General features: G+C 58.5%; 29 protein-coding genes and 1 pseudogene. 10 read left to right on the top strand and 20 right to left on the bottom strand.

All coding sequences use genetic code 11. From position 1 onward, the window contains the following. Window positions 1–112: 112 nt before the first annotated feature. On the bottom strand, window positions 113–892 hold the full coding sequence (gene fpr / locus AC3WP7_RS02655) for a ferredoxin-NADP reductase (protein ID WP_003189055.1): 780 nt from the start codon (window positions 890–892) through the stop codon (window positions 113–115). A gap of 123 nt (window positions 893–1,015) precedes the next feature. Between fpr and AC3WP7_RS02650 the strand changes: the two genes are divergently transcribed. Continuing rightward, on the top strand, window positions 1,016–1,942 hold the full coding sequence (locus tag AC3WP7_RS02650; RefSeq protein WP_093512263.1) for a LysR family transcriptional regulator: 927 nt from the start codon (window positions 1,016–1,018) through the stop codon (window positions 1,940–1,942). Window positions 1,943–1,945: 3 nt separating this feature from the next. Here the strand turns inward: AC3WP7_RS02650 and AC3WP7_RS02645 are convergent, their stop codons facing one another. The 3 genes from AC3WP7_RS02645 to AC3WP7_RS02635 all read right to left on the bottom strand — a co-directional run bounded on the left by AC3WP7_RS02645 (window position 1,946) and on the right by AC3WP7_RS02635 (window position 3,892). Next, window positions 1,946–2,308: a diacylglycerol kinase gene (locus AC3WP7_RS02645; RefSeq protein ID WP_058423756.1), complete on the bottom strand. Its 363-nt coding sequence runs from the start codon at window positions 2,306–2,308 to the stop codon at window positions 1,946–1,948. Between the two features lie 75 nt (window positions 2,309–2,383). After that, entirely contained in the window at window positions 2,384–3,034 is a 651-nt protein-coding gene (gene erdR / locus AC3WP7_RS02640; protein WP_071488746.1) for a response regulator transcription factor ErdR, read from the bottom strand. 138 nt (window positions 3,035–3,172) lie between these two features. Next, window positions 3,173–3,892 carry a tRNA-uridine aminocarboxypropyltransferase gene (locus AC3WP7_RS02635; RefSeq protein WP_102591695.1) on the bottom strand — a complete coding sequence of 240 codons (720 nt, stop codon included), beginning with the start codon at window positions 3,890–3,892 and terminating at the stop codon, window positions 3,173–3,175. 179 nt (window positions 3,893–4,071) lie between these two features. Here AC3WP7_RS02635 and AC3WP7_RS02630 point away from each other — a divergent pair, with 179 nt between their 5' ends. Both AC3WP7_RS02630 and AC3WP7_RS02625 read left to right on the top strand, forming a co-directional pair. Then, entirely contained in the window at window positions 4,072–4,512 is a 441-nt protein-coding gene (locus AC3WP7_RS02630; RefSeq protein ID WP_102591696.1) for a PA3611 family quorum-sensing-regulated virulence factor, read from the top strand. A 290-nt stretch (window positions 4,513–4,802) separates the two neighbouring features. After that, window positions 4,803–5,915 carry an LOG family protein gene (locus tag AC3WP7_RS02625; protein ID WP_102591697.1) on the top strand — a complete coding sequence of 371 codons (1,113 nt, stop codon included), beginning with the start codon at window positions 4,803–4,805 and terminating at the stop codon, window positions 5,913–5,915. A gap of 222 nt (window positions 5,916–6,137) precedes the next feature. On the opposite strand, the gene recX is transcribed toward AC3WP7_RS02625, so the two are convergent. From recX to AC3WP7_RS02565, 12 genes and pseudogenes are all read right to left on the bottom strand, one after another. Then, a complete protein-coding gene (gene recX, locus AC3WP7_RS02620) occupies window positions 6,138–6,605 on the bottom strand; it encodes a recombination regulator RecX (RefSeq protein WP_093119393.1) in 468 nt (155 codons plus the stop codon). Between the two features lie 8 nt (window positions 6,606–6,613). Next, window positions 6,614–7,672: a recombinase RecA gene (gene recA, locus AC3WP7_RS02615; RefSeq protein ID WP_102591698.1), complete on the bottom strand. Its 1,059-nt coding sequence runs from the start codon at window positions 7,670–7,672 to the stop codon at window positions 6,614–6,616. Window positions 7,673–7,756: 84 nt separating this feature from the next. After that, window positions 7,757–8,257, bottom strand: coding sequence for a CinA family protein (locus tag AC3WP7_RS02610; protein ID WP_093512265.1), 501 nt, complete (start codon window positions 8,255–8,257; stop codon window positions 7,757–7,759). An 82-nt stretch (window positions 8,258–8,339) separates the two neighbouring features. After that, window positions 8,340–8,801, bottom strand: a complete 462-nt coding sequence (locus tag AC3WP7_RS02605) for a lysis system i-spanin subunit Rz (protein WP_016977938.1) — start codon at window positions 8,799–8,801, stop codon at window positions 8,340–8,342. Further along, entirely contained in the window at window positions 8,789–9,346 is a 558-nt protein-coding gene (locus tag AC3WP7_RS02600; protein WP_102591722.1) for a glycoside hydrolase family 19 protein, read from the bottom strand. Before AC3WP7_RS02600 ends, AC3WP7_RS02605 begins: the two co-directional genes overlap by 13 nt. Before the next feature lie 68 nt (window positions 9,347–9,414). Further along, window positions 9,415–9,585 (bottom strand): annotated as a pseudogene (locus tag AC3WP7_RS02595) (MFS transporter); the annotation flags it as partial. A gap of 194 nt (window positions 9,586–9,779) precedes the next feature. Continuing rightward, a complete protein-coding gene (locus AC3WP7_RS02590) occupies window positions 9,780–10,061 on the bottom strand; it encodes a hypothetical protein (protein WP_102591699.1) in 282 nt (93 codons plus the stop codon). A gap of 165 nt (window positions 10,062–10,226) precedes the next feature. After that, entirely contained in the window at window positions 10,227–10,550 is a 324-nt protein-coding gene (locus tag AC3WP7_RS02585; protein WP_058423764.1) for a hypothetical protein, read from the bottom strand. A gap of 8 nt (window positions 10,551–10,558) precedes the next feature. Continuing rightward, window positions 10,559–10,744, bottom strand: coding sequence for a Com family DNA-binding transcriptional regulator (locus tag AC3WP7_RS02580; RefSeq protein ID WP_058423765.1), 186 nt, complete (start codon window positions 10,742–10,744; stop codon window positions 10,559–10,561). Next, window positions 10,738–11,295 carry a hypothetical protein gene (locus AC3WP7_RS02575; RefSeq protein WP_102591700.1) on the bottom strand — a complete coding sequence of 186 codons (558 nt, stop codon included), beginning with the start codon at window positions 11,293–11,295 and terminating at the stop codon, window positions 10,738–10,740. The genes AC3WP7_RS02580 and AC3WP7_RS02575 overlap by 7 nt, the downstream gene beginning before the upstream one ends. A 21-nt stretch (window positions 11,296–11,316) precedes the next feature. Further along, window positions 11,317–11,661 carry a phage holin family protein gene (locus AC3WP7_RS02570; RefSeq protein WP_071488725.1) on the bottom strand — a complete coding sequence of 115 codons (345 nt, stop codon included), beginning with the start codon at window positions 11,659–11,661 and terminating at the stop codon, window positions 11,317–11,319. Window positions 11,662–12,264: 603 nt separating this feature from the next. Continuing rightward, entirely contained in the window at window positions 12,265–12,999 is a 735-nt protein-coding gene (locus AC3WP7_RS02565; RefSeq protein WP_092241067.1) for a LexA family transcriptional regulator, read from the bottom strand. A gap of 125 nt (window positions 13,000–13,124) precedes the next feature. Between AC3WP7_RS02565 and AC3WP7_RS02560 the strand changes: the two genes are divergently transcribed. The 3 genes from AC3WP7_RS02560 to fdxA all read left to right on the top strand — a co-directional run bounded on the left by AC3WP7_RS02560 (window position 13,125) and on the right by fdxA (window position 17,307). Beyond that, window positions 13,125–14,054 (top strand): AraC family transcriptional regulator, encoded by a 930-nt coding sequence (locus tag AC3WP7_RS02560; RefSeq protein WP_207240091.1) that lies wholly within the window; start codon window positions 13,125–13,127, stop codon window positions 14,052–14,054. A 195-nt stretch (window positions 14,055–14,249) separates the two neighbouring features. Beyond that, complete coding sequence (mutS, locus tag AC3WP7_RS02555) at window positions 14,250–16,841, top strand: DNA mismatch repair protein MutS (protein ID WP_071488722.1); 2,592 nt, start codon at window positions 14,250–14,252, stop codon at window positions 16,839–16,841. 142 nt (window positions 16,842–16,983) lie between these two features. Then, the gene (gene fdxA / locus AC3WP7_RS02550) at window positions 16,984–17,307 is read left to right on the top strand and encodes a ferredoxin FdxA (protein WP_071488721.1); all 324 of its coding nucleotides are present in this window, start codon (window positions 16,984–16,986) and stop codon (window positions 17,305–17,307) included. A gap of 494 nt (window positions 17,308–17,801) precedes the next feature. On the opposite strand, the gene apbC is transcribed toward fdxA, so the two are convergent. Continuing rightward, entirely contained in the window at window positions 17,802–18,896 is a 1,095-nt protein-coding gene (gene apbC, locus AC3WP7_RS02545; RefSeq protein ID WP_093119431.1) for an iron-sulfur cluster carrier protein ApbC, read from the bottom strand. Between the two features lie 171 nt (window positions 18,897–19,067). On the opposite strand from apbC, the gene metG reads away from it, so the two are divergent. The 4 genes from metG (at window position 19,068) to AC3WP7_RS02525 (ending at window position 23,185) form a co-directional block, all read left to right on the top strand. Beyond that, window positions 19,068–21,119 carry a methionine--tRNA ligase gene (gene metG / locus AC3WP7_RS02540; RefSeq protein ID WP_093119434.1) on the top strand — a complete coding sequence of 684 codons (2,052 nt, stop codon included), beginning with the start codon at window positions 19,068–19,070 and terminating at the stop codon, window positions 21,117–21,119. Between the two features lie 121 nt (window positions 21,120–21,240). Continuing rightward, on the top strand, window positions 21,241–22,197 hold the full coding sequence (rsxB, locus tag AC3WP7_RS02535; RefSeq protein WP_102591703.1) for an electron transport complex subunit RsxB: 957 nt from the start codon (window positions 21,241–21,243) through the stop codon (window positions 22,195–22,197). Window positions 22,198–22,259: 62 nt separating this feature from the next. Then, window positions 22,260–22,898, top strand: coding sequence for an endonuclease III (gene nth, locus AC3WP7_RS02530; RefSeq protein ID WP_102591704.1), 639 nt, complete (start codon window positions 22,260–22,262; stop codon window positions 22,896–22,898). Between the two features lie 107 nt (window positions 22,899–23,005). Further along, window positions 23,006–23,185, top strand: a complete 180-nt coding sequence (locus AC3WP7_RS02525; RefSeq protein WP_092241058.1) for a PA3496 family putative envelope integrity protein — start codon at window positions 23,006–23,008, stop codon at window positions 23,183–23,185. Between the two features lie 84 nt (window positions 23,186–23,269). Here AC3WP7_RS02525 and AC3WP7_RS02520 read toward each other — a convergent pair whose 3' ends face one another. From AC3WP7_RS02520 to AC3WP7_RS02510, 3 genes are all read right to left on the bottom strand, one after another. Beyond that, window positions 23,270–23,902 (bottom strand): response regulator transcription factor, encoded by a 633-nt coding sequence (locus AC3WP7_RS02520; RefSeq protein WP_058423776.1) that lies wholly within the window; start codon window positions 23,900–23,902, stop codon window positions 23,270–23,272. 623 nt (window positions 23,903–24,525) lie between these two features. Further along, on the bottom strand, window positions 24,526–25,743 hold the full coding sequence (locus AC3WP7_RS02515) for an argininosuccinate synthase (RefSeq protein WP_010212738.1): 1,218 nt from the start codon (window positions 25,741–25,743) through the stop codon (window positions 24,526–24,528). A 129-nt stretch (window positions 25,744–25,872) separates the two neighbouring features. After that, window positions 25,873–26,781: a flagellar protein MotY gene (locus AC3WP7_RS02510; protein ID WP_092241056.1), complete on the bottom strand. Its 909-nt coding sequence runs from the start codon at window positions 26,779–26,781 to the stop codon at window positions 25,873–25,875. Between the last annotated feature and the right edge of the window lie 46 nt (window positions 26,782–26,827).

Below are 26,827 nucleotides of genomic sequence, written 5' to 3'. Positions count from 1 at the left end.
GATAACAGTGTGTCAGCTACAGATGTATCAACTGACACGCACTCATCGGGGGCAAGCCCCCTCCCACATTTGGATCTTCTGTGTGGCCCAGTCAGCATATGGCCCGGCTATCTTACTTCTCGACGAACGCGCGCTCGATCAGGTAATCACCCGGCTCACGCATGCGTGGCGAAACCTTCAGGCCGAAGCTGTTCAGCACTTCGCTGGTTTCATCCAACATGCTTGGGCTGCCGCACAGCATGGCGCGGTCGTCCTCGGGGTTGATCGGGGGCAGGCCAATGTCGCTGAACAGCTTGCCGCTGCGCATCAGGTCGGTCAGGCGGCCTTCGTTCTCGAACGGCTCGCGGGTCACGGTCGGGTAATAGATCAGCTTGTCACGCAAGGCCTCGCCGAAGAATTCGTTCTGCGGCAGGTGCTCGGTGATGAATTCGCGGTAGGCGACTTCGTTGACGTAACGCACGCCGTGGCACAGGATCACCTTTTCGAAACGCTCGTAGGTTTCCGGGTCCTGGATCACGCTCATGAAGGGAGCAAGGCCGGTACCGGTGCTGAGCAGGTACAGGTGTTTGCCCGGCTTCAAATCGTCAAGCACCAGGGTGCCTGTCGGTTTTTTGCTGATGATGATCTCGTCGCCTTCCTTCAGGTGCTGCAATTGGGAAGTCAGCGGGCCATCAGGCACCTTGATGCTGAAGAACTCCAGGTGCTCTTCCCAGTTCGGGCTGGCAATGGAGTAGGCGCGCATGAGCGGGCGGCCGTTGGGCTGTTGCAGGCCGATCATCACGAACTGACCGTTCTCGAAGCGCAGGCCCGGATCGCGGGTGCACTTGAAGCTGAACAGAGTGTCGTTCCAGTGATGAACACTGAGGACACGCTCGTGGTTCATGTTGCTCATGTACGGGGGACTCCTGGAAATGGGTCTGCGCCAAATGTAGTTGCGCAATTGCACAGCATTCTAATGGCGGCGACAATATCTGTTAACTGGATTATTAAGATAAGGGTTATCGGTTATATCGATATGCGATTTACTCTCCGTCAACTGCAAGTCTTCGTCGCCGTCGCCCAGCAGGAAAGCGTCTCCCGCGCTGCTGGCCTTCTGGCCTTATCTCAATCCGCCGCCAGCACTTCCATTACCGAGCTGGAGCGTCAATCCAGCTGCCAATTGTTCGACCGTGCAGGCAAACGCCTGAGCCTCAACGCGCTCGGTCATCAGCTGTTGCCCCAGGCGGTAGCGCTGCTGGACCAGGCCAAGGAGATCGAAGATCTGCTCAACGGCAAGTCCGGCTTCGGCTCCCTGGCGGTCGGCGCCACCCTGACCATCGGCAACTACTTGGCCACCCTGCTGATCGGCAGCTTCATGCAGCAGCACCCCGAGAGCCAGGTGAAACTGCATGTGCAGAACACTGCACATATCGTGCACCAGGTTGCGCATTACGAAATTGACCTGGGTCTAATCGAAGGCGACTGCAGCCACCCGGATATCGAGGTGCAAACCTGGGTGGAAGATGAACTGGTGGTGTTTTGCGCGCCGCAGCATCACCTGGCCAAGCGTGGTATGGCGAGCATGGATGAGTTGACCCACGAGGCGTGGATCCTGCGGGAGCAAGGCTCGGGCACACGCTTGACCTTCGACCAAGCCATGCGCCATCACCGCAGCGCGCTGAATATCCGCCTGGAGCTGGAACACACCGAGGCGATCAAGCGTGCGGTGGAATCGGGACTGGGGATTGGCTGTATTTCGCGGCTGGCGCTGCGCGACGCGTTTCGCCGCGGCAGCCTGGTGCCGGTGGAAACCCCGGACCTGGACTTGGCCCGGCAGTTCTACTTCATCTGGCATAAACAGAAGTACCAGACCTCGGCCATGCGCGAGTTCTTGGAGTTGTGCCGTGCCTTCACCGCCGGGGTTCAGCGCAGCGACGAGATCGTGCTGCCGAGCATTGCCTGAGGCTCAGATCAGGATGACGGCCCACACCAGGGTGATCATGGTCAGGGCCACGAATTGCGCAGCGCTGCCCATGTCCTTGGCGTTTTTCGACAGTGGGTGGCGGTCCAGGGAGATGCGGTCGATCGCCGCCTCTACCGCTGAATTGAGCAACTCGACGATCAACGCCAGCAGGCACACGGCGATCAACAACGCTCGCTCGACCCGGCTGACATTCAGGAAGAAGCTCACCGGGATCAGGATCACGTTGAGCAACACCAACTGACGGAACGCCGCCTCGCCGGTGAACGCTGCGCGCAGGCCATCCAGGGAATATCCCCCAGCATTGAAGATACGTTTGATACCGGTTTGACCCTTGAAAGGCGACATAGATGTAGGCAACTGAACCAAAGAAGTGGGGAAACTAGATCACGCAAAGTCAAAAAAGCGTGAATCGGTAACAAGCTAGTGCTGCGAAATTGACTCAAGTTGTTGCAAGAGCAGCGCCGCCTGGGTGCGTGTACGTACGCCCAACTTGCGGAAAATCGCCGTCACATGCGCCTTGATCGTCGCTTCCGAGACACTCAGCTCATAGGCAATCTGCTTGTTCAACAGGCCTTCGCAGACCATGGTGAGCACCCGGAACTGCTGGGGCGTCAGGCTGGCAAGGCCATCACGGGCAGCCTTGGCTTCGTCGGACACGTTGATTTGTTCAAAAGCCTGCGGTGGCCAGGACACGTCGCCATCCAACACTGTGCGCACGGCTTTCTGGATATCTTCCATCGCACTGGACTTGGGAATGAAACCGCTCGCGCCGAACTCCTTGGAGCGCACGACCACGTCGGCTTCTTCCTGGGCCGAGACCATCACTACGGGGATCTGCGGGTATTGGCCGCGCAACAGCACCAGCCCGGAGAAACCGTAGGCGCCCGGCATGTTCAGGTCGAGCAGCACCAGGTCCCAGTCGGACTTTTCGGTGAGGCGGGCTTCCAACTCGGCAATGCTGGCCACTTCAACCAGGCGCACGTCCGGGCCGAGGCCCAGGGTCACGGCCTGGTGCAACGCACTGCGAAACAGCGGGTGGTCATCGGCTATCAGGATTTCGTATGTGGCCATTGATTAAATGATCCTGTTTTCAGGGGTGCCCTGATCGGCGCCCAGCATGCCCAGCGTAGCCTGGAGGGTCAAGCACTACGCCCGTGGGCATTTTAGCGGGTTGCGGGTGCGTGGTGCCATCATGCAAACGTCGTCTGGTTATGCGGTCGGAATATAGGGCGCAAGGCGCGTATGCACAGTGTCCGCAGGATCCAGCGGCATCTGGAACTTGGCGGCCAGGTAATGGGTACTGAAGACATCCAGATAGGCGTCCAGGACTTCACTGGCTGCCAGATCATCGGCCAACTCAAGGCACAGGGCAGCGACTTCAGCGGTACAGAAATGGTCGTCGCGCTTGGAGCGGCGCAATTTGTAGCGCGACAGCTGTTCCGGCGCAAGGCTGAGTACCGGCAAATGCTCCAGGTAGGGGCTTTTGCGGAACATCTTGCGCGCTTCACTCCAGGTGCCGTCCAACAGGATGAACAGCGGGCGCTTGCCCTCCTCCACCTTCACTTCACTCACAACGCGCTCGGGCACGACGAATTCGCCGGGGAACACGATATAGGGCTGCCAATGCGGATCGGCCAGCAAGGTGAGCAGTTCAGGGTCGACCTCAGTGCGCGACCAGGCGAATGCCGTGGTGTCCTTGATGACATCGGCAATCAACCAACCGGTGTTGCTGGGTTTCATCGGCTCAACGTCATGCATCAGCAGGCACATGGCGGAGCGCGCTTCGACCTTGGGCCGCCAGGCGCATAGGCAGTATTCGGGGATGACTCGGCAGCCAGGGCAGCGTTCGGCACGCGAGCCACGATTGAGAAACGGCCGCACGGCACGGGCCAGGCGCTGGGTGCGCAGGCGGGAAACGGCGTGGCTCATCGGCTGTGCCGTAGGGACGGGTAAATCGACACGGTGAAAACTCGTGGAAGGCGGAAGTGGCCGCAGTTTACCAGCGATACGCCTGGCTGTAGTGGCAACGGCTCACCTATAATTGCGCGCCACTGAACGCACAGCGCAGTGGCTGGTCTATGCACCAGTAACCGAATCAGGAGAGTTTCATGCTGCGTTCCATGCTGCGTCTTGTCGCCCCATCCGTCGCCCTCGCGATGGTATTGCCCGTGTGCGCCCAGGCGGCCTCGCTGCTGGAGGCCCAAATGAACCGGAAGCTGCAAAGCGTCGCGGCCGAAAGCAACAAGGACCTGCCCCGGGAAATCGACGAAAAAACCCTGGAAGTGGCCTACACCGTGGAAGGCATGCAACTGATCGATCACCTGAGCGTCCTGCCTGACCGCGCCGAACAAATGCGCGCCAACCCCAAGGCGGTGTATTTCCAGCTGGGCCAGAGCGTGTGCCTGAACAAGGGCTACCGCGAGCTGATGGCCAAGGGCGCAGTGATGCGTTACGAAATCACCGAGAACAAGACCAACCGTCCTGTGGCCTCGGTGAAATTCATCGAAGCGGATTGCCCGGCACCGGCGGCGGCAAAGAAGAAAAAGTAACAGCATGGCCTTCGCGCGCTGCCGTCCGGTGGCGCGTACTCCCCCGCTTCAACGTCCTGCCAACGGCTAAACTCCCTGATGAGTGACCAATAAGCGGTTGCCAGCCAAGGGTTTTGCGGCCCATGATCAAGTCATCCCGACCATTCATTCACAGCACTTTTCATGCTGTTCTGTAATATTTTCAGGGCAAAAGAAGGTTGCCCCCTGCGGCAAGCAACGACACATGCAGTGTCGTCGCCTCCGGCGAACGGCTCGTCGGCCACCCGGGCCCTGCAATAAGGAGAAGTTGAATGCCTTACGAACCGAATGAGCGCCTGCTTCGGCACTTTGAAGAAAACGGTGCTGACCTCACGCAGCAGGTCGACGCTCAACTCCAGCTGATCGCTCCCAACAGCCCGAATATTCCCCTGTATCGCGACATGATCCTCACCGTGCTGCGCATGGCCCAGGACGACCGCAATCGCTGGAACGCCAAGATCACCCTGCAAGCCATCCGTGAACTGGACAATGCCTTTCGCGTGCTCGAACAGTTCAAGGGCCGCCGCAAAGTGACGGTATTCGGCTCGGCCCGTACTCCGGTGGAAAGCCCGCTGTACGCCCTGGCCCGCGAAGTCGGCGCTGCACTGGCACGCTCTGACTTGATGGTGATCACCGGCGGTGGTGGCGGCATCATGGCGGCGGCCCACGAAGGCGCGGGCCTGGAACACAGCCTGGGGTTCAACATCACCCTGCCGTTTGAACAGCATGCCAACCCGACCATTGATGGCACCGAGAACCTGCTGTCCTTCCACTTCTTCTTTACCCGCAAGCTGTTCTTCGTCAAGGAGGCCAATGCGCTGGTACTGTGCCCAGGCGGTTTCGGCACCCTGGATGAAGCGCTGGAAGTACTGACCCTGATCCAGACCGGCAAGAGCCCATTGGTGCCGGTGGTGTTGCTGGACGCGCCCGGCGGCGGGTTCTGGCAAGGCGCCCTGGACTTTATCCGCAGTCAGTTGGAAGCCAACCGCTACATCCTGCCTACCGATCTCAAGCTGATACGCCTGGTGTACAGCGCCGAAGAGGCCGTGGAAGAGATCAACCAATTTTATGCCAACTTCCACTCCACCCGCTGGTTGAAGCGTGAGTTTGTGGTGCGTATGCATCACCCTCTCAGCGATGGGGCATTGGCCCATTTGCAGACTGAATTTGCCAGCCTGCGGTTGAGCGGAGAGTTTCAACAGCTCGCGTACACCGGCGAGGAACATGATGAGCCACGGTTCAGCCATTTGACGCGGCTGGTGTTCAACTTCAATGGCCGCGATCAGGGCCGGCTGCGGGAGTTGGTGGATTACATCAACCTGCCGGAGAACTGGGCGCAGGCTCAGGGGAAGGCGCAGCAGCGGGTTACGCCGGAGCCGGCTTGATTTTTTGAGGGCAAAAAAAAAAGACCCACTATTTTCATAGTGGGTCTTTTTGGTGGTGTTTCAGGTGGAGTGGAGGCGAGGCATTTGGGGCTGCTGCGCAGCCCAACGCGGGGCAAGCCCGCTCGCCACAACAAGCTCGCTCGCCACAGCAAGCCCGCTCACCACAACAAGCCAGCTCGCCATAGAAGTCTGCTCATCAATGCGGCCAGCATAGCAAGGTATTCAGTCGTCCATATCCCGACCACTCAACAAGCGGCTTATCATTTCCATCGAAAACCCGCGATAACTCAGGAAGCGACCTTGCTTCGCACGCTCCCTGGCATCAATCGGAAGATGGCCCGCGAACTTGCGTCGCCAGGTGTCTTCCAACTGCGCCTGCCAACTGATGCCGCACTCACGTAGGGCAAGGTCGATATCAGCTCGCTGCAGGCCACGCTGGCTCAGCTCTTCGCGAATACGCGCCGGGCCGTAGCCTGACCGGGCTCGATAGGAGACAAAACTTTCAAGGTAACGGGATTCGGAAAGCAGCCCCTCTTCCGTCAAGCGGTCGAGGGCGGTTTCGATCATCTCGGGCTCCGCGCCGCGCTGACGCAGTTTACGCGTCAGCTCGACTCGACCATGCTCGCGGCGAGCGAGCAGGTCCATTGCGGTGCGCCGAACGGCGACGAGTGTATCCAGTACAACGGTCATCGTTTGCTTCAGATATCAGTGTCAGCTTCTTCCACTTCTTCAATCGGCTCGCGGTTGGCGGCAGCTTTCACGTCTGGTGCTGCGGTCAGCAGCTTGTCGCGAATCTGCTTCTCAAGCGTGGCGGCGATGTCCGGGTTATCCGCCAGGAACTTGGCCGAGTTGGCCTTGCCTTGGCCGATCTTGCTGCCGTTGTAGGCATACCAGGCACCGGATTTCTCGACGAAACCGTGCAGTACGCCCAAGTCGATCATCTCGCCGTTCAGGTAGATACCCTTGCCATAGAGAATCTGGAACTCGGCCTGACGGAAAGGCGGAGCCACTTTGTTCTTCACGACTTTGACGCGGGTTTCGCTACCCACAACCTCGTCACCTTCTTTCACCGCGCCGGTACGACGGATGTCCAGACGGACCGAAGCGTAGAACTTCAGCGCGTTACCACCGGTGGTGGTTTCCGGGCTGCCAAACATCACACCGATCTTCATACGGATCTGGTTGATGAAGATCACCAGGCAGTTGGCATTCTTGATGTTACCGGTGATTTTACGCAGCGCCTGGGACATCAGACGGGCTTGCAGGCCCACGTGCATGTCACCCATCTCGCCTTCGATTTCAGCCTTGGGCACCAGGGCGGCCACGGAGTCGACCACGATCACGTCGATGGCGTTGGATCGCACCAGCATGTCGGTGATTTCCAGGGCCTGCTCACCGGTGTCCGGCTGGGAGACCAGCAGGTCGTCGACGTTGACGCCCAGCTTGCCGGCGTATTCAGGATCCAGGGCGTGCTCGGCATCGACGAAGGCGCAGGTGGCGCCCATTTTCTGTGCCTGGGCAATCACCGACAGGGTCAGGGTGGTTTTACCAGAGGATTCAGGACCGTAGATTTCAACGATACGGCCTTTTGGCAGGCCGCCAATGCCGAGCGCGATGTCCAGACCCAGAGAGCCAGTGGAAATAGCCGGGATCGCCTGACGGTCATGATCGCCCATACGCATTACGGCACCCTTGCCGAATTGACGTTCGATCTGACCCAGGGCCGCAGCCAAGGCTTTCTTCTTGTTGTCGTCCATTAAAGTCCTCACGTAATCAATAAGGCCTGGTCGGCCAACACCTGTATAAGTAGACAGTATTGTTCCACAAAGATCAGAGATCGCCTACCCCTGATTTTCTATTTCTGCTGCAACTCGTCGCAACAAGCCCTCTAGCGCGGCCTTTACCGTTTGTCGGCGGACCTCATCGCGGTTGCCGGTGAAGTGCTCAAGCTCGGCCGTGATCTCTTCGCCCACGCCAAACGCCAGCCATACGGTGCCGACCGGTTTGTCTGGCGAACCACCGTCCGGACCTGCCACACCACTGACGGCGACAGCAAACCGCGCCAGGCTTTTTTCCTGGGCGCCACGAACCATTGCCTCCACCACTTCCTGGCTGACCGCCCCGACTTTTGCAAACAATGTCTCCGGCACATTCAATTGCCGGGTCTTCTGCCGATTGGAATAGGTGACATAGCCCGCCTCGAACCAGGCCGAGCTGCCCGGAATTCGCGTGATGGCCTCCGCGATACCGCCGCCGGTGCACGACTCAGCGGTGGTGACGTGAGCGTTGAGCACCTGCAGGCGGCGACCCAGTTCGGCAGCCAGTTGAGTGATTTCCTTCACGGTCGTCTCCAGTCGTGGGCGGGGGGTTCACCTACCCTACAGGAGCCAATCGCGCGCGCAAGTGACGGACTGTCTCAAGACACTAACGGGCGACGGCTCGCACATACGCCTGGCAGGCACGCAAGGCAATCAGGGCGCTGTCGCCGTCGTCGGTGATGCGGATAATTCGCTGAGCATGCGCTGGGTCAAGTCGGGCTCGCGGGGCTGCATGAACCACGCTGCCGGCGGCGGTGGCGGCCGGCATTGGGCAGCCACTGGAAGCGTCGAGAAGGACTGACAGCCGCACATCAGCAGTGGCAATGCGGTCACGCAAAGCGGCTTGAGTACGTTGGGCATCGCTCAACTCCCGCGCATGTTGTTGGTCGATGGCACTGAGCTGTTGCTCAAGGGCCAGCCGTCTGTCTTGTTCGGCCTGCTGTAGATGCAGGGCTTTCTGGGTCTGTGCGGCCGACAAGCGTTCAATCTGTGCCCCGTACCGCCAAGCCTGCACCTGCCAGACAACGACCACCAGCACGCATACGCCAATCGCAACTAAGAAACGCATAACACCGCCTTCGCCCGGGCCCACAGCTGCAAACGATCCTCCAGGCCATTGAGCCCGCCGTTGATGCGCCGGGTGATGGTGGTGAACTGGTCTTTGTCAGCGAGTTCATTCAAGCCATTGCTTTGCCAGAACCAGGCGGCGGATTCACAAGCCCATTGCGGTTGCTCCAGTAATTCGGGTTGTCGCAGCAAGCGATCATCGCCGAACAGCGCTTGGCTGCAGGCCAGGTAGTTGCGGCGACCGGTGATCTGGATCAGCCCCCGGCCCCTGTACTTCTGGCCGTCGCCGTCCGCTTCAGGGGTGTTGCCCAGGCGTGCGGCCAGGGTGCCGGTGTCGTACTTGCTCAAATAAGTATCGCTGCCGAGTTCGCGCACGTAGCGCAGTTCGCCGGACTCGTGGCCGATCTGCGCGAGAAAAGCAGCAGCGCGCAGTACGCTGTTGATTTCGTACCGAACAAAAGTCGCATTCAGCGCGGTTGAAAAAAGGCCCGCCGTACGGCGAGCGCCTGGCATGATTTGAATCAATTGAGGCTGCGTTATCAACACCACAGTCACCTTGAAAGCCCCCCTAGACAAACCAACGTCCGTGTTGGAACTGCGATAGGCACTGACCATCCAGTCAGGTACAACGAACTCGCGCCCCCTGTGATTAAGAAGATCACCCAGGCACGCCAATCCGCCAGGTCGTCCTTGTGCCACCAACTGGCGATCACCGCCCCAACGAGGCCCGCGATCAATAATTCGAACCTGTCGATCTTGTCGAGCAGGCGCTGTAGATACTCCATGCGCTCGACTCCGTGGGGCATGTTTGAAATAGGTCAGCCCCAGCAGCACTCCCAGCTCGGAGCGATGTGTGTGGAGGAGCCGAAAACGGAAAGGCCCCGCACGATGGCGAGGCCTTGGATAGTTGCGCGGCCTATGCCGCGCGGTATTGCCTAAAAGCCCAGTACGAGATCAGGGCTATGTCCTTCAGCGCGGCCTATGCAACGGTACCGTCTGCGTTCAGGGTGTCCCACGACAGTTTGGTTGGCAGAACGTAGTTCTGAATGTTGTAGATATAGACACCAAGCCCAGCCGGTACGGCCAAATCGTTGTAGGCGAGGACGTTTGGGGCAACTTCCTGCAGAACACTATCGTCCCGATCTTTGACGGTAGGAACCTTTGGCCCAAAAGCCATGGTGCCGGCACCGTAGAAAGATCGAAGGATGACGCCATTCACATTATCTGCTGGAGAGATCAGCACCGTGATGGGATTAGTCATCCCGTTGATGATCTGGTTTTTGAATTTTTACCAAGTTCGCGTACAGGCATTTCTGTTCACCTATTAAGTCGAATGAATTGTCGCGGAGAATTCCGCTTTCATGTCGCTCAAAGGCGATGGGAGAGGTTCATGACCTTCTGGTTGGTGGGCCCGAGAAACTACTACTTACGGCAGCAGGTCGTAGGTCACATAAGCAGTACCGCCGCCATTCTGAGTCATTGCTACCCACAGGCCCTGACCGGCAGGGATGGTCACAGAGAACGGGAGAGTGGAAGAACCGCCAACGGCGGACAAGATAACGGGCACGTTGGTCACCCAGCGCCCTTCCGGAATGGTCGTGCCGGTACTAATAAATCCATTCCCGACGGGGCTGATCATCGTAGCTGTTCGAACTACCGCGCCATTGACGTTCTGCGCCGGAGTGAAAACTGCCTCTGCGTAGCTTGTTGCGATCGATTTGAAACGGCTGCCGATTTGTACTGGTTCCATGTTTTCACCTATTGAGTCGACTGATTGTTCGCGGAAGATTCCGCATTCATGTCGCTCAATGGCGATTGCTCGAGGCTCATGGCCTTCACATGATTCAACGTGCCGCATCGGGGACACTTGATCTGGAGCTCTGTAAACCCACCCGTACGGGCGAGAAGTCGGTTGCAGTTACCGCATCTGAATTCTTTCAACATCTGCAAATTCCTTTTACTGAACCACCTTTTCCGTGTGATTGAGTAGGAAGCGGCGTTACATTCGCCGCCCTCTCACACCCACCTACATACAGGTCCGTAGACGGCGGCATGCCTGCGGGATTTTTGAGCAGAGACCGTCCGAGGTAGAAGTTCTGGGTAAAGGATACAAACCAAGTGTCGTAATCCGTTTCCGCACCGTTGAGCACGGAAGGTGCCGCGACAATCGCGGTGGGCAGGTCGCATTGTTCGGGCGGCAGGCCCCAGCGGTTATCCAGGGCCAAGTCCATCAGTTGGCTGGCCAGGTCGCAGGCATCAAACGGTTCCGACCCACTGGCAACCATGGCCCTGAGTGAAACCGACAAGACATGCGCCTTGCGCCCGGCAAGGGAGCGAACGCCCGGGCCATTGCGCTCCACGCTGATCAAAATGCCGTTTTTGTCGCCCGTGTCGGAGAAGTCATGGTGATTACCGACCCGTAGTTGTGGGAACGCGCGCGTCAGCGCGTCGCCAATCGCCACAGGCAGTTGGGAAGGTTTTTCGAGAAGTCTCATCTGCTTGCATCCTTGCAGCGCTTACTGCTGATCCGGGCGAGAGTTCGGGGCCTGGTTGACCCCAATGCGCTTGGCCGCCCAGCGTTCATAAAGGCCGATGGCCACGTCCGCACCGGCCATGGCGGTGAGGCAACCAATGGCCCCGGCGGTCCAGATCGACATGCCGGCGGCGTAGCACAGCATCAAGGCCGAGACCCCGCAGACCATGCACGCCCCGGACCGCAGGGCCAGGCGCCGGATCAACGACCAACCGCGGGCGCCCTCCTTGTCGGCGCGCCACATTTCGCCGGACACCCCGCCGATCAGGGCCAGTACGATCACCAGCCAGATAGGCATTTCCGCTAACGCTTGCTGCTCGTTTGTCATGTCACGCCTCCTGGCTGAGCACTACCGGCGCCGGGCCGGCTCTTGGGTAAATCCATTTCGTAGGTAGGCATTCCAAAAAGCCCGGTTGCCCGGGCTTTTCAGTAATGCGGTCCATATTCGATCTTTCGGCGCTACTGGCGCGGTACGGATCTTTCCTCGATGTTTTTCCGACCACGATCCCTGTCTGCCGGATAACTGCTTCTGGTGCTTTACGCTGCACACCCGGGTCAGTTGCCAACCCTCTGAACCGTTATGAGGCCGGTTCATCGCTGCCTGTGTTGGTCATGCTTTGAAACTAAAGAGCGTCGGCATCCTTGCCGGTATTGCCTGGCATCCCTGCCATCGCTCAGATGGCGTCCTTGCCGGTGTTGCGTGCCTTCCTTGTCTTTCCTGGCAGCATCCTTGCCGCCTCCACCAAGCCTTGTTTGGCTGGCTTGAGATGAAGAATAGATATGTATGCATATACAGTCAATGCACAAATGCATTTATTTTTACCAAATAAATGCATTGACGCATTTACAGCCTTGTAGGACGGGGTTTTGGCGATTTTCTGCAGACGGAAAAAAGCCCGCTCGTTGGCGGGCTTTGTCTTACGCGGGAAGGTTAACGGGCGTACATACCCCACCAGAACACATGACCCAGGATGCTGATCTGCTCATCCTGGATTTCCTGGAAGCTGTAGTCCTCATCCGGGTGCTCATCGCGGTTGAAACTGCGCAGGCGGATCCCGGAAGGCAGGCGATAGAGCTGTTTCACGCGCAATTGGCCGTTGTGATTGATGGCATACAAGTCACCATCGACGATATCGCCGATGCCACTCTTGCCCGCGTTCACCCCGACCGTCGCACCGTCGCGCAGCACCGGCAACATGCTGTTGCCGCGCACCGTCACGCACTTGGCCTGGTCGAACTGCACACCGTTATGCCGCAGGCTGCGCTTGCCGAACCGCAGGCTGGCCTTCTCGCTTTCCTCGATGACGAATCTTCCTGATCCAGCAGCCAATTCAACCTCGCGCAGAAAGGGGATCGACACCTCGTCATCATTGACGGGCGTGTCGTCGTCCCACAGGCTTATGTCCTTGAGTTCCGAATGCATCGGGTCGCGCGCGTCATCGCGCAACGCGCCCATCGCCGCGCGCCCGCGCAGGTAATCGGTGCTGACACGGAAGTACTCGGCGATACGGGAGATGTGCTTGTCCGACGGATCAACGATCTTGCCGCTGAGGATCCGGGACAGCGTGGATTGTGGCACGCCGGTGCGCCGGTAAAGCTCCGTGGGGGAGATCCGGTCGCGGTCCAGCAATTCTCTTAAGACGATAGAAACGTTGCGTTTTTGCATAACGAGGATAGTGACGGGAGTTTTTTGGCTTGGCAAATGCTAATTTGCATTTTTTATGCATACTATCACGCACTATGACAACCAAATCCTCTGTCCACGCATCCCGCGCCGAGTACGCCCGACGCATGAACCGCGTACTCAACTACGTCGATACCCACCTGGATACCCCCTTGGAGGGTGCCCGGTTGGCCGATATCGCCAACTTTTCGCGCTTCCATTTTCATCGGATTTTCGCGGCGTGGATGGGCGAGACATTGGGCAGTTATGTCCGCCGGCGGCGACTGGAGAAGGCGGCGTTCCGCCTGTCCTGCGGCAACCACGAAACCGTACTGGAAACAGCATTGGCCAGCGGTTTCAACTCGGGCGAAGCATTCGCACGGGCCTTCAAACTACAGTTTGGCTGCACGCCATCCGAGTGGCGCACCAACACACCGCAGCGACTGGCAGCACAGGCGGCTGCCATCGGCCCGCGCCCGGGTGCGCAGCAGAGCAATCCTGATCAGGTCTTCGGCAATGCCCATCAGGCACATGAGCGTACGTTCGACGACGCTGGGCTCTCTTCTCCTTCAACGAAAGAGCCCACCATGGACGTACGCATCATTGATTTACCCAAGGTACACGTTGCCTACCAACGCCTGATCGGCCCCTATGGCCCCGCAATCGGCCACTTCTGGCGCGGGACCATGGCGCCGTGGATGCACTCCAATGGCCTCGGCGATGAACGGTGTTACGGCATAGGGTATGACGACCCATCCATCACGCCCCCGAACAAGTGCCGCTACGATGCTTGCGTTGAAGTGCCAGCCTCTTTTGTAACCAGCGCCCAGGCAGACATTCAGACCCTGCCGGGCGGCCGCTATGCCGTAGCGAGCTTCAAAGGGAAAACAGAAAAAATAGCCGATGCCTGGATGTGGCTGACGCGAGAATGGATGCCTTCCAGCGGTCTGCAATGCGATGACCGACCATGTTTCGAGATGTTCTTTGCGGCAACCGCAACCGATTCTGACACCGGTGAGTTCATCTGCGACATCTGCATCCCTGTGCGGTCGCTGTAATACAAAGGCATGAAAGATACCGGCGGCGCGTTTACTTGCAGTTAAGTAAATGCAGCGCCGGCTTTTGCGTTTTACCTATCCGTTTGCGACCTGCGAAGCTCCGACCTCGCATGTTAACCTTGCGCCCATCGCAAAATCGCAGGGCGGAATGCCCCACATTTGCCCCACTCCTTTCAACGAATTTGCCTACGACCAATGAGTAAAACCACTTCAGACCTGTCCTCCCACACCCCGATGATGCAGCAGTACTGGCGCCTCAAGAACCAGCACCCTGATCAGTTGATGTTCTACCGCATGGGCGACTTCTACGAGATCTTCTACGAAGACGCGAAGAAGGCCGCCAAGCTGCTGGACATCACCCTGACCGCGCGCGGGCAATCGGCGGGGCAGTCGATTCCGATGTGTGGGATTCCTTACCATTCGTTGGAGGGTTACCTGGTCAAGCTGGTGAAGCTGGGCGAGTCGGTGGTGATCTGTGAGCAGATCGGCGACCCGGCGACCAGCAAGGGGCCAGTTGAACGCCAGGTGGTGCGAATTATTACGCCAGGAACGGTGAGTGATGAGGCGCTGCTGGATGAGCGTCGCGATAACCTGATTGCCGCCGTGTTGGGCGATGAGCGCCTGTTTGGCCTGTCGGTACTGGATATCACCAGCGGCAACTTCAGCGTGTTGGAGATCAAGGGCTGGGAGAACCTGCTGGCGGAGCTGGAACGCATCAACCCAGTGGAGCTGTTGATCCCGGATGATTGGCCAAAGGATCTGCCGGCAGAAAAACGTCGTGGGGCCAAGCGCCGTGCGCCGTGGGATTTCGAGCGTGATTCGGCGCTGAAAAGTCTGTGCCAGCAGTTCTCCGTACAGGACCTCAAAGGCTTCGGGTGCGAGACCCTGACCCTGGCCATCGGCGCCGCCGGTTGCCTGCTTGGCTACGCCAAGGAAACCCAACGCACCGCCCTGCCGCACTTGCGCAGCCTGCGTCATGAGCGTCTGGACGATACCGTGGTGCTCGATGGCGCCAGCCGTCGCAACCTGGAGTTGGACACCAACCTGGCCGGTGGTCGCGATAACACCTTGCAATCGGTGGTCGACCGCTGCCAGACGGCCATGGGCAGCCGCCTGCTGACCCGCTGGCTGAACCGTCCGCTGCGGGACCTGACAGTGCTGCAAGCACGCCAGACGTCCATTACCTGCCTGCTGGACGGCTATCGCTTTGAAAAGCTGCAGCCACAGTTGAAGGAAATCGGCGATATCGAGCGCATCCTGGCGCGGATCGGCCTGCGTAACGCACGACCCCGTGACCTGGCGCGCCTGCGCGATGCCCTCGGTGCCCTGCCGCAACTGCAGGTGGCGATGACCGAGCTGGATACGCCGCACCTGCAACAGCTTGCAACTACAGCCGGGACTTACCCGGAGCTGGCGGCCTTGCTGGAAAAAGCCATCATCGACAACCCGCCGGCGATCATCCGTGACGGCGGCGTACTCAAGACCGGTTACGACAGCGAACTGGACGAACTGCAGTCCCTGAGCGAAAACGCCGGGCAGTTCCTGATCGACCTGGAAGCCCGCGAAAAAGCCCGCACCGGTCTGGCCAACCTGAAAGTCGGCTACAACCGTGTGCATGGCTACTTTATTGAGTTGCCCAGCAAGCAGGCCGAATCGGCGCCGATCGATTATCAACGTCGCCAGACCCTCAAAGGCGCCGAACGGTTTATCACCCCGGAGCTGAAAGAATTCGAAGACAAGGCACTGTCGGCCAAGAGCCGCGCCCTGGCTCGAGAGAAGATGCTCTATGAGAATCTGCTGGAGGACTTGATCAGCCAATTGGCACCGCTGCAGGACACTGCCGCAGCGCTGGCCGAACTGGACGTGCTGAGCAACCTCGCCGAGCGTGCGCTGAACCTTGATCTGAACTGCCCGCGTTTTGTCAGCGAGCCGTGCATGCGCATCGTGCAAGGTCGTCACCCGGTTGTAGAACAGGTGCTGACCACGCCGTTCGTTGCCAACGACCTGTCCCTGGACGACGATACCCGTATGTTGGTGATCACCGGTCCGAACATGGGCGGTAAATCCACCTACATGCGTCAGACCGCTTTGATCGTGCTGTTGGCGCATATCGGCAGCTTTGTACCGGCGGCCAGTTGCGAGCTGTCCCTGGTGGACCGCATTTTCACCCGGATCGGCTCCAGCGATGACCTGGCCGGTGGGCGCTCGACCTTTATGGTGGAAATGAGCGAAACCGCCAACATCCTGCATAACGCTACCGAACGCAGCCTGGTGCTGATGGACGAAGTGGGGCGCGGCACCAGCACCTTCGACGGTTTGTCCCTGGCCTGGGCGGCAGCCGAACGCCTGGCGCACCTGCGTGCCTACACGCTGTTTGCCACGCACTATTTCGAGCTGACGGTGTTGCCGGAAAGCGAGCCGCTGGTAGCCAACGTGCACCTGAACGCCACCGAGCACAACGAGCGCATCGTGTTCCTGCACCACGTGCTGCCAGGGCCCGCCAGCCAGAGCTACGGCCTGGCCGTGGCGCAACTGGCGGGGGTGCCGAACGATGTGATCACCCGCGCTCGCGAGCACCTCAGCCGCCTGGAAACCACGGCCCTGCCCCATGAGACGGTGGTCGCCAGCCCAGCCAAAGCCGCCAGCAAACCGGCTGCGCCGCACCAGAGCGACATGTTTGCCAGCCTGCCCCATCCGGTGCTGGATGAATTGGCTAAGCTTGACTTGGATGGCTTGACGCCGCGAAAAGCGCTCGAAATGTTATATGCACTGCAAGTTCGGATATAACGCAGACGCTTGCAAGCTGGTAGACTCTCGCGCGGTTTGGGATGCTGCAGGCTATTAGCCTGGCCTGCAGACTATCGCTCCCAAACCTCGCGAGCCCTGCCACAAAGGGTTTCGCTGCCGCCGCCTGAGGAGAAAATTAGAAATGACCTTCGTCGTTACCGACAACTGCATCAAGTGCAAGTACACCGACTGCGTCGAAGTGTGTCCGGTGGACTGCTTCTACGAAGGCCCGAACTTCCTGGTTATCCACCCGGATGAGTGCATCGATTGCGCCCTGTGTGAACCTGAATGCCCGGCCGTCGCTATTTTCTCCGAGGATGAAGTCCCGGCGGAGATGCAGGAATTCATTCAGTTGAACGTCGAGCTGGCGGAAGTCTGGCCGAACATCACTGAGCGCAAAGATCCGATGCCGGATGCAGCGGAGTGGGATGGCAAAAAAGGTAAGATCGCACACCTCGAACGCTGATAGCGTCGCCCCATCCAAAAGGCCCCTTGCGGGCCTTTTTGCGTTTCTAGGTGGCCGGTTTCCCTTTCCTACAGGCAAAAAAAAGGGGCGGTATGACCCGCCCACATTTTTTCCCTAGTCCCTGTATTCCTTTTCATCATCCTGATGAATCGCATCCTGCGACGTTCCTTCAACCATCGTTCCTTGATGGCCGTGCCAATCCGTGGACACAGGGCTGATCTTAAAGAGTTCCAAAGGAAGTTCAACGGGATCCTACCCATGAACTGACATGCAATCGCCCTGAATACGGAATAATTAATTGTTAAATTTCAATTGGTTAGAAAAAAGCTTCGAAGAAAACCGACGTCCGTGGAAGGTAAAAAAACCAAACACTTACGAAAAAGTAAGCAAATGCTTACAAGACCAACTGCGTGATTGAGAAACAAACACACCTTGACCATCTTCCAGACATGAAAAAGCCCCGACACGTCGGGGCTTTTTTCCCTTCAACCGCCTCAGTCGTCGCTGACGGTGATGGTCGGCATGGCTGGCGTGGCTGCTTCCTGCAGGACGATCCGCGCACCTACATGACGCGCCAGCTCCTGATAGATCATGGCGATCTGGCTGTCCGGTTCAGCCACGACGGTAGGCTTGCCACCATCCGCCTGCTCGCGGATGAGCATCGACAGCGGCAACGAGGCCAACAGTTCCACGCCGTACTGAGTGGCCAGCTTCTCGCCGCCGCCTTCGCCGAACAGATGCTCGGCATGACCACAGTTGGAGCAGATGTGCACCGCCATGTTCTCCACGACGCCCAGCACCGGGATGTTGACCTTGCGGAACATCTCTACACCTTTCTTCGCGTCGAGCAGCGCCAGGTCCTGGGGCGTGGTAACAATCACCGAGCCGGCCACCGGGACTTTTTGCGCCAGGGTCAACTGGATATCACCGGTGCCTGGCGGCATATCGATCACCAAGTAGTCCAGGTCGCCCCAGGCGGTCTGGGTAACCAGCTGCAGCAAAGCGCCGGAGACCATCGGGCCGCGCCAGACCATCGGCGTGTTGTCATCAGTGAGGAAGGCCATGGACATCACTTCCACGCCCAGGGACTCGATCGGCACGAACCACTTCTGGTCCTTGACCTTCGGCCGTGTGCCTTCGGCGATGCCGAACATCACGCCCTGGCTCGGGCCATAGATATCCGCATCGAGAATGCCCACGCGCGCACCTTCGCGGGCCAGGGCCAGGGCCAGGTTGGCCGCCGTGGTGGATTTACCCACGCCGCCCTTGCCGGACGCCACGGCCACTACGTTCTTGACGTTGGCCAGGCCAGGGATCTGTGCCTGGGCCTTGTGCGCGGCGATCACGCACTGGATGTCGACCTTGGCCGAGCGCACGCCGTCGAGGTCTTCAATGGCCATTTGCAGCATCTGCGCCCAACCGCTCTTGAACAGACCGGCTGCATAGCCCAGTTCCAATTGGACCGACACCTGGTCACCCTGGACGTCGATGGCGCGTACACAGCCGGCACTGACCGGGTCCTGGTTCAAATAAGGGTCGGTGTACTGGCGAAGCACGGCTTCCACCGCTGCGCGATTGACGGCGCTCATGGGCTACTCCCGAAAAAGACTGACTGAAACAGGCGGCTATCCTAACCGTTCCAGCGGCGTTACGGCATGCTTTCGCAGGTTGGGAAGATTCTGAAACAGCACCACGGGGTGAAATATATTTCCCGGCGCTTTATAGTGGCCGACCTCCGTTTCATCAAGTAGCCGAGCCCCATGTCCGAGCCACGCAAGATCCTCGTCACCAGCGCCCTGCCCTATGCCAATGGTTCCATCCATCTTGGCCATATGCTTGAGTACATCCAGACCGATATGTGGGTGCGCTTCCAGAAGCATCGCGGCAACCAATGCATTTATGTCTGCGCGGACGACGCCCACGGTTCGGCCATCATGCTGCGCGCCGAAAAGGAAGGCATCACCCCGGAGCAACTGATCGCCAATGTGCAGGCTGAACACAGCGCCGACTTTGCCGAGTTCCTGGTGGATTTCGACAACTTCCACTCGACCCACTCCGAAGAAAACCGTGAACTGTCGAGCCAGATCTACCTGCGGCTCAAGGAAGCCGGGCATATCGACCAGCGTTCGGTGACCCAGTATTTCGACCCGGAAAAGAAAATGTTCCTGGCCGACCGTTTCATCAAGGGCACCTGCCCGAAATGCGGCACTGAAGACCAGTACGGCGACAACTGTGAAAAGTGCGGCGCAACCTATGCACCCACTGACCTGAAGGATCCCAAGTCGGCGATCTCCGGTGCTACCCCGGTGCTCAAGGATTCCCAGCACTTCTTCTTCAAGCTTCCGGATTTCCAGCAGATGCTGCAAACCTGGACCCGCAGCGGCACCCTGCAGGATGCCGTGGCCAACAAACTCTCCGAATGGCTCGACAGCGGTCTGCAGCAATGGGACATCTCCCGGGATGCGCCGTACTTCGGTTTCGAGATCCCGGGCGAGCCGGGCAAATACTTCTATGTATGGCTGGATGCGCCGATCGGTTACATGGCCAGCTTCAAGAACCTTTGCGACCGCACGCCGGAGTTGGACTTCGATACGTTCTGGAGCAAGGACTCCAGCGCCGAGCTGTACCACTTCATCGGCAAAGACATCGTCAACTTCCACGCCCTGTTCTGGCCGGCGATGCTCGAAGGTTCGGGCTACCGCAAGCCAACCGGCATTGCCGTACACGGCTACCTGACGGTCAACGGCCAGAAAATGTCCAAGTCCCGTGGCACTTTTATCAAGGCGCGCACCTACCTGGACCATCTGTCACCGGAATACCTGCGCTACTACTACGCGTCCAAACTGGGCCGTGGCGTCGACGACCTGGACCTGAACCTGGAAGACTTCGTACAGAAGGTCAACTCGGACCTGGTCGGTAAAGTCGTCAACATCGCCAGCCGTTGCGCTGGGTTTATCCACAAGGGCAACGCGGGTGTACTGGTAGCCGAGAACGCTGCGCCGGAACTGACCGACGCCTTCCTGGCCGCCGCGCCGAGTATTGCCGACGCCTATGAAGCCCGCGACTTCGCCCGTGCGATGCGCGAGATCATGGGCCTGGCCGACCGCGCCAACGCCTGGATCGCCGACAAGGCACCATGGTCGCTGAACAAGCAGGAAGGCAAGCAGGCGGAAGTCCAGGCGATCTGCGCCACAGGCATCAACCTGTTCCGCCAGTTGGTGATCTTCCTCAAACCCGTGCTGCCACTGCTGGCCGCCGACGCCGAGGCGTTCCTCAACGTGGCGCCGCTGACCTGGAACGATCACGCCACCCTGCTCGGCAATCATCAGTTGAACGAGTTCAAGCCACTGATGACCCGTATCGACCCGGTGAAAGTCCAGGCCATGACCGACGCTTCGAAAGAAGACCTGGTCGCCAGCCAGACCGACACTGGCGAATCGGCGCCGGCGGGTAATGGCGAGCTGGCCAAGGATCCGATTTCCGCGGAAATCGACTTCGACGCTTTTGCTGCAGTGGACCTGCGTGTCGCGCTGATCGTCAAGGCCGAAGCCGTGGAGGGTGCCGACAAGTTGCTGCGCCTGACACTGGACCTCGGCGGCGAGCAACGTAACGTGTTCTCCGGGATCAAGAGCGCTTACCCGGACCCGTCCAAACTCGATGGCCGCCTGACCATGATGATCGCCAACCTCAAGCCTCGGAAAATGAAGTTCGGCGTGTCTGAAGGCATGGTGATGGCGGCCGGCCCTGGTGGCGAAGAGATCTACCTGCTCAGCCCTGACAGTGGTGCCAAGCCAGGTCAGCGCATCAAGTAAGCTACCTTGCATGGGCATGTTGTGGTGAAGGAGCTTGTTGTGGCGAGCGGGCTTGCCCCGCTCACCACAACAACTCCCTGCCCTCCCATTAAACCCAGTTTGCTATGCCTGTGGTCACAGCATGAACCTCATTCAACGCATCGACGCACTGCTGCCGCAGACCCAATGCGGCAAGTGCGGGCACCCGGGTTGCAAGCCTTACGCCGAGGGCATCACCCGTGGCGAGGCGATCAACAAGTGCCCGCCCGGTGGCCAAGAAACCATCGCCGACGTTGCACGGTTGCTGCAGGTGCCGGTGCTGGATCTGGACGCCAGTCGCGGGGAAGCACCCGCCCAGGTTGCCTACATCCGCGAAGCTGAGTGCATCGGTTGCACCAAGTGCATCCAGGCCTGCCCCGTAGACGCAATCGTCGGCGCCGCCAAGCTGATGCACACCGTCATCATGGATGAATGCACCGGTTGCGACCTCTGCGTCGCGCCCTGCCCCGTCGACTGCATTGAAATGCGCCCGACAACCACTGTATTGCCGATTGTCGGTGGCCTGGCGACAAATGATCAGCAACGCCATGAACGCCACCTCAAGCGCGACCGGGCAAGGCGGCGGTATGAGCAACGCAATGCGCGCCTGCAACGGGAGGAAGCGCAAAAACTCGCTGAACGCCAGGCCCGGACCAAGCGCTCCGTGCCGGTTTTACCTGTGCAAGCCGATACGGCACAGGATGTCGCGATCAAGAAAGCTAAAATCGCTGTCGCAATGAGCCGGGCCCAATTGCACAAATCCTTGAAGGCGTTTGGTCACCCTCCGACCTTTGAACAGCAGTCGCAGTTGATCATCCTGCAACGGCAATTCGAAGCGGCGGAACAAGCGCTGGCTGCCTTGGAGGTGGGTGTCGTACCGAAAGCAGCGACGTCATCCAGCAACACTGCTGATCTGAAACGCGCCAAAATCCAGCTGGCGATGCGTCGAGCGGAACTGAAGAAAGCCCAGGACCTGAACATCGAACCTCGGCAACTGGCCGAGGCGCAACGCAAGCTGGAGGACGCGCAGCGCCAAATGGATGCGCTCAACGACGCCTGATCTGCAAACCGGGTGTGTGTTGATACAATCCCGCCAACCTTCTGCAAGGAACCCACCGCCCCATGAACGCCGCAAAACGCCTGGAAATATTCCGCAGGCTTCACGAAGACAATCCAGAACCCAAGACCGAACTGGCCTACAGCTCGCCGTTCGAGTTGCTGATTGCGGTGATCCTGTCGGCCCAATCCACCGACGTCGGCGTCAATAAGGCCACGGCAAAGCTGTATCCCGTGGCGAACACACCAGAGGCGATCCATGCCCTGGGTGTGGAAGGATTGTCTGAGTACATCAAGACCATCGGTCTCTATAACAGCAAAGCCAAAAACGTTATCGAGACCTGCCGCCTGCTGGTGGAACTGCATGGCGGTGAAGTGCCACAAACCCGTGAAGCCTTGGAAGCCCTGCCAGGAGTCGGTCGTAAAACTGCCAATGTGGTGCTCAACACCGCGTTCAGGCAACTGACGATGGCGGTGGACACCCATATCTTCCGGGTCAGCAACAGAACCGGCATTGCCCGTGGGAAGAACGTGGTTGAGGTCGAAAAGCAGTTGATGAAGTTTGTACCCAAGCCCTATCTACTGGACTCTCACCACTGGCTGATCCTTCATGGACGCTACGTTTGCCAGGCCCGCAAGCCGCGTTGCGGCAGCTGTCGTATCGAAGACCTGTGCGAATACAAGGACAAGACGTCCGACGATTGAGGGATCATTGGTTTTTTCGATCAGCCGATTGAAAAAATCTTTTTTACCCGATCATGGATTATCGTTATAAGGAGCGCCAACGGCAGTCCTAGCCCGGAGTGAACCTTATGAGCACTGGCAAAGAACAACTGGAAGTGGAAGACGACCTTGTTGAGTCGGATGACGATGGGGCAGAAGCACCCATTGAGGTAGCCAAGACCAATTTGAGCAAACGCCGCACCATCGACAATCTTCTGGAAGAACGACGCTTGCAAAAACAGCTGGCAGATTACGACTTCGATCTGTGATCGAACGGTCGACGGCCGGAAGCCTCCCTTACGGAGGCTTTTTTCTGCCGGTCACCCAGACAATGTGCGCTGCAGTGCCCTCCTCTATACCAAGCCGTTACGCTGGGCCAGTTCGATCAGGTCCACAAGGGAGCGGGCGTTGAGCTTGAGCAGCAAACGTGTCTTGTAAGTGCTGACGGTCTTGTTGCTGAGGAACATGCCGTCGGCAATTTCCTTGTTGGTCCGGCCCCGGGCCAACTGCTGCAATACCATCATTTCCCGACCCGACAGACGCTCGACCATATCGGCCTCGCTGGCATTGCCCATGGTGGAGCGTACCGAGTTGAGTGCCTGGTTGGGGAAGTAGCTGTAGCCTGACAGCACCGCCTTGATCGCACTCAGCAACTCGGTCAGGTCCTGTTGCTTGCACACGTAGCCGGCAGCCCCCGCCTGCATGCAACGCATGGAAAAATGGCCAGGGGCCTGGGACGTCAGCACCAGCACCTTAAAGGGCACGGATTGCTTGGTAGAAGACAGCCGGCAAATAACTTCCAGCCCGTCAAGTTTGGGAATCCCAATATCCAGTATGACAATGTCCGGCATATGCTCCCGTGCAAGTTGCAATGCATCGACACCGTTATCGGTCTCGGCAACGACCTCATAACCATGACGCTCCATTAGCATACGCACAGCAAGACGAATGACGGGATGATCATCCACGATCAGCACTTTATTCATGAGAAAGTCCAATTTCGCTGTTCGAATTATTTAGAGCAAGCACAATAGCCTAGTCGTTTCCTGGTTGGCATAGCGTTCCCCCCCGAGCAACAGCAAGCAGAGACCCACCCCACAGCGATAAAGGAATCGCCCTACAAAAAAACGCCAACTCAGATGTATCCAGTTTTATAGATCCTTTCAGACCTTTCCGGGGACTTACATATTTTGAGTGAAATATCCATGGAGTATCAGGGGGTGGGTAAACGTGCCGCACACAACTCTCAGGAAATGCCCCTTCCCTCTGCACTCCACTCAAGAATCCCGACAAGAAATGTCCGACTGTTTTAGTTCCATTTAACATATTCTCTTACACCCTTAATTCCTACAGCGTATTCCGTGCTTTATACGTTTGCCTCACTTTCATGAGTGAATCTTCTGTAAGACCAGTTCCTAGTCAGGTGTAAAAAAATCATTCGCCCTACAAACTTTCAACAACAGCACCCTCGAAGGTGCATTTGAAAATGCGTCGACTGAAAAACATCAACAAATGTTTAACCAGCTATAAACATCGCAATTCCACACAAAATCCATAGACAAAAAAAATGGCCCCTGAATAAGGGGCCATTCTTAAAACCGGCTGAGACTTAGAACAACGAGCGACCTTTGTTGGCCGCAATGCGCATGCGCAGTGCGTTCAACTTGATAAAGCCTGCTGCGTCCGCCTGATTGTAGGCGCCGCCATCTTCTTCGAAGGTAGCGATGTTGGCGTCGAACAACGACTCATCAGACTTGCGACCGGTGACGATCACGTTGCCCTTGTACAGCTTCAGGCGCACAACGCCGTTCACATGCACCTGGGAAGCATCGATCATCTGTTGCAGCATCAGACGCTCAGGGCTCCACCAGTAGCCGGTGTAGATCAGGCTGGCGTACTTGGGCATCAGCTCGTCTTTGAGGTGAGCCACTTCGCGGTCCAGGGTGATGGATTCGATGGCCCGGTGGGCGCGCAGCATGATGGTGCCGCCTGGGGTTTCGTAGCAACCACGGGACTTCATGCCCACGTAGCGGTTCTCGACGATGTCGAGACGGCCGATACCGTGTTCGCCACCGATACGGTTCAAGGTCGCCAGCACAGTGGCCGGGGTCATTTCGACGCCGTCCAGCGCGACGATGTCGCCATTGCGGTAGGTCAGTTCCAGGTATTGCGGCTTGTCTGGAGCGTTCTCCGGGGAGACGGTCCATTTCCACATGTCTTCTTCGTGCTCGGTCCAGGTGTCTTCCAGCACGCCGCCTTCATAGGAGATGTGCAGCAGGTTGGCATCCATCGAGTACGGGGACTTCTTCTTGCCGTGACGCTCGATCGGGATCGCGTGCTTTTCAGCGTAATCCATCAGTTTTTCACGGGACAGCAGGTCCCATTCACGCCAAGGGGCGATCACTTTCACGCCTGGCTTGAGTGCATAGGCGCCCAGCTCGAAACGCACCTGGTCGTTGCCCTTGCCGGTAGCACCATGGGAAATGGCGTCGGCACCGGTTTCGTTGGCGATTTCGATCAGGCGCTTGGCAATCAGCGGACGTGCGATGGAAGTACCCAGCAGGTACTCGCCTTCGTAGACGGTGTTGGCGCGAAACATCGGGAAGACGAAATCGCGGACGAACTCTTCGCGCAGGTCGTCAATGTAGATCTCTTTCACGCCCATGGCTTGCGCCTTGGCACGTGCAGGTTCGACCTCTTCGCCCTGACCCAGGTCAGCGGTGAAGGTCACCACTTCACAGTTATAAGTATCCTGCAGCCACTTTAGGATCACCGAAGTGTCCAGGCCGCCGGAATACGCGAGAACGACCTTGTTTACGTCGGCCATGCCATCACTCCACGGGGTTGTACGGAAAGGCGTCGATTCTACCGACCAAAACCGTGGATTTACAGGGGCGCGACAGCAAATGAAGATAAAGCGACAGATTATGTCGAACGGGCGACCGATGGTCGCACCTTAAGACGTGTGTGCAGGATTACTTGCGCCAGTGGCTTGGGGCGCCGGCTTCTCGGGGGCTGCCACGCGTTCAAGCTGGATATTCACACGACGATTGCGTGCCCGGTTGGCCGCATTGGTGTTGGGCGCAAGGGGGTAGCTTTCGCCATGGAAGCGCAGGGTGATCTGCGACTCCTGGATACCGTTGGCCTTGAAGTAGTCCATCACCGCCAAGCCACGGCGGCGAGAGACGTCGCGATTGGTCAGGCGGTTGCCGCTGTTGTCCGAATGGCCATTCAACTCGATATGGTTGACCGTCGGGTCGGCTTTCATGAATGCAAGAATCACGTCGAGTTTCTTCTTGGCGGCTGCGTCCAACTCGATACCGCCACCCGGGAATCCGACTTCGGTCTGTTTGACCTGATCGTAATTCATCGGCAACAGCTTGGCGGTGCACAGCTGGTAGTCGTTATAAGCCTTATTGAATTTCACCGGCAACAAGCGGATTTCGGAGTAGCCGCCTTCACGGCCGTAGTGGCGGACCGTCGGGCTGCGCCCTTCCAGCAGTCCGGTGAACAGGCGACCGGCCTGGGCCTGCGAGCTATTGAACAACACATCGCCACTACCGGCACGCACGGCGCCGAGGTTGATATCGCCTCGGCCTGGCTGCCAAGGGGCGGCGGCGGCCAACAAGGTGGCCGAGCCTGTGCCCAGCGAACCGTTATAGGCTTTCAGACGAAATGTTGCCTGCTCACCCGCCCGGCGCACGAACTCACCCGAACCGAAGTCTGTGATCGGCTGGGTCAGACGGCACTCGAACTGGTCGCCCTCTACCTTCCACTCAATGTTCTCCAGACGTGTCTGGAACGTGAGGGCCATCGCGGGCAGGCTGGCGAACACACTGAGCAGGGCTAGATAATGCTGGCGCACGGGAGGCTCCACTGGTTTCTACAACACTTCAAAGCGTCATACATCG

The organism is Pseudomonas sp. FW305-3-2-15-C-LB1, from assembly GCF_058787615.1.
This window is presented reverse-complemented; position numbering and strand designations above follow the sequence as displayed.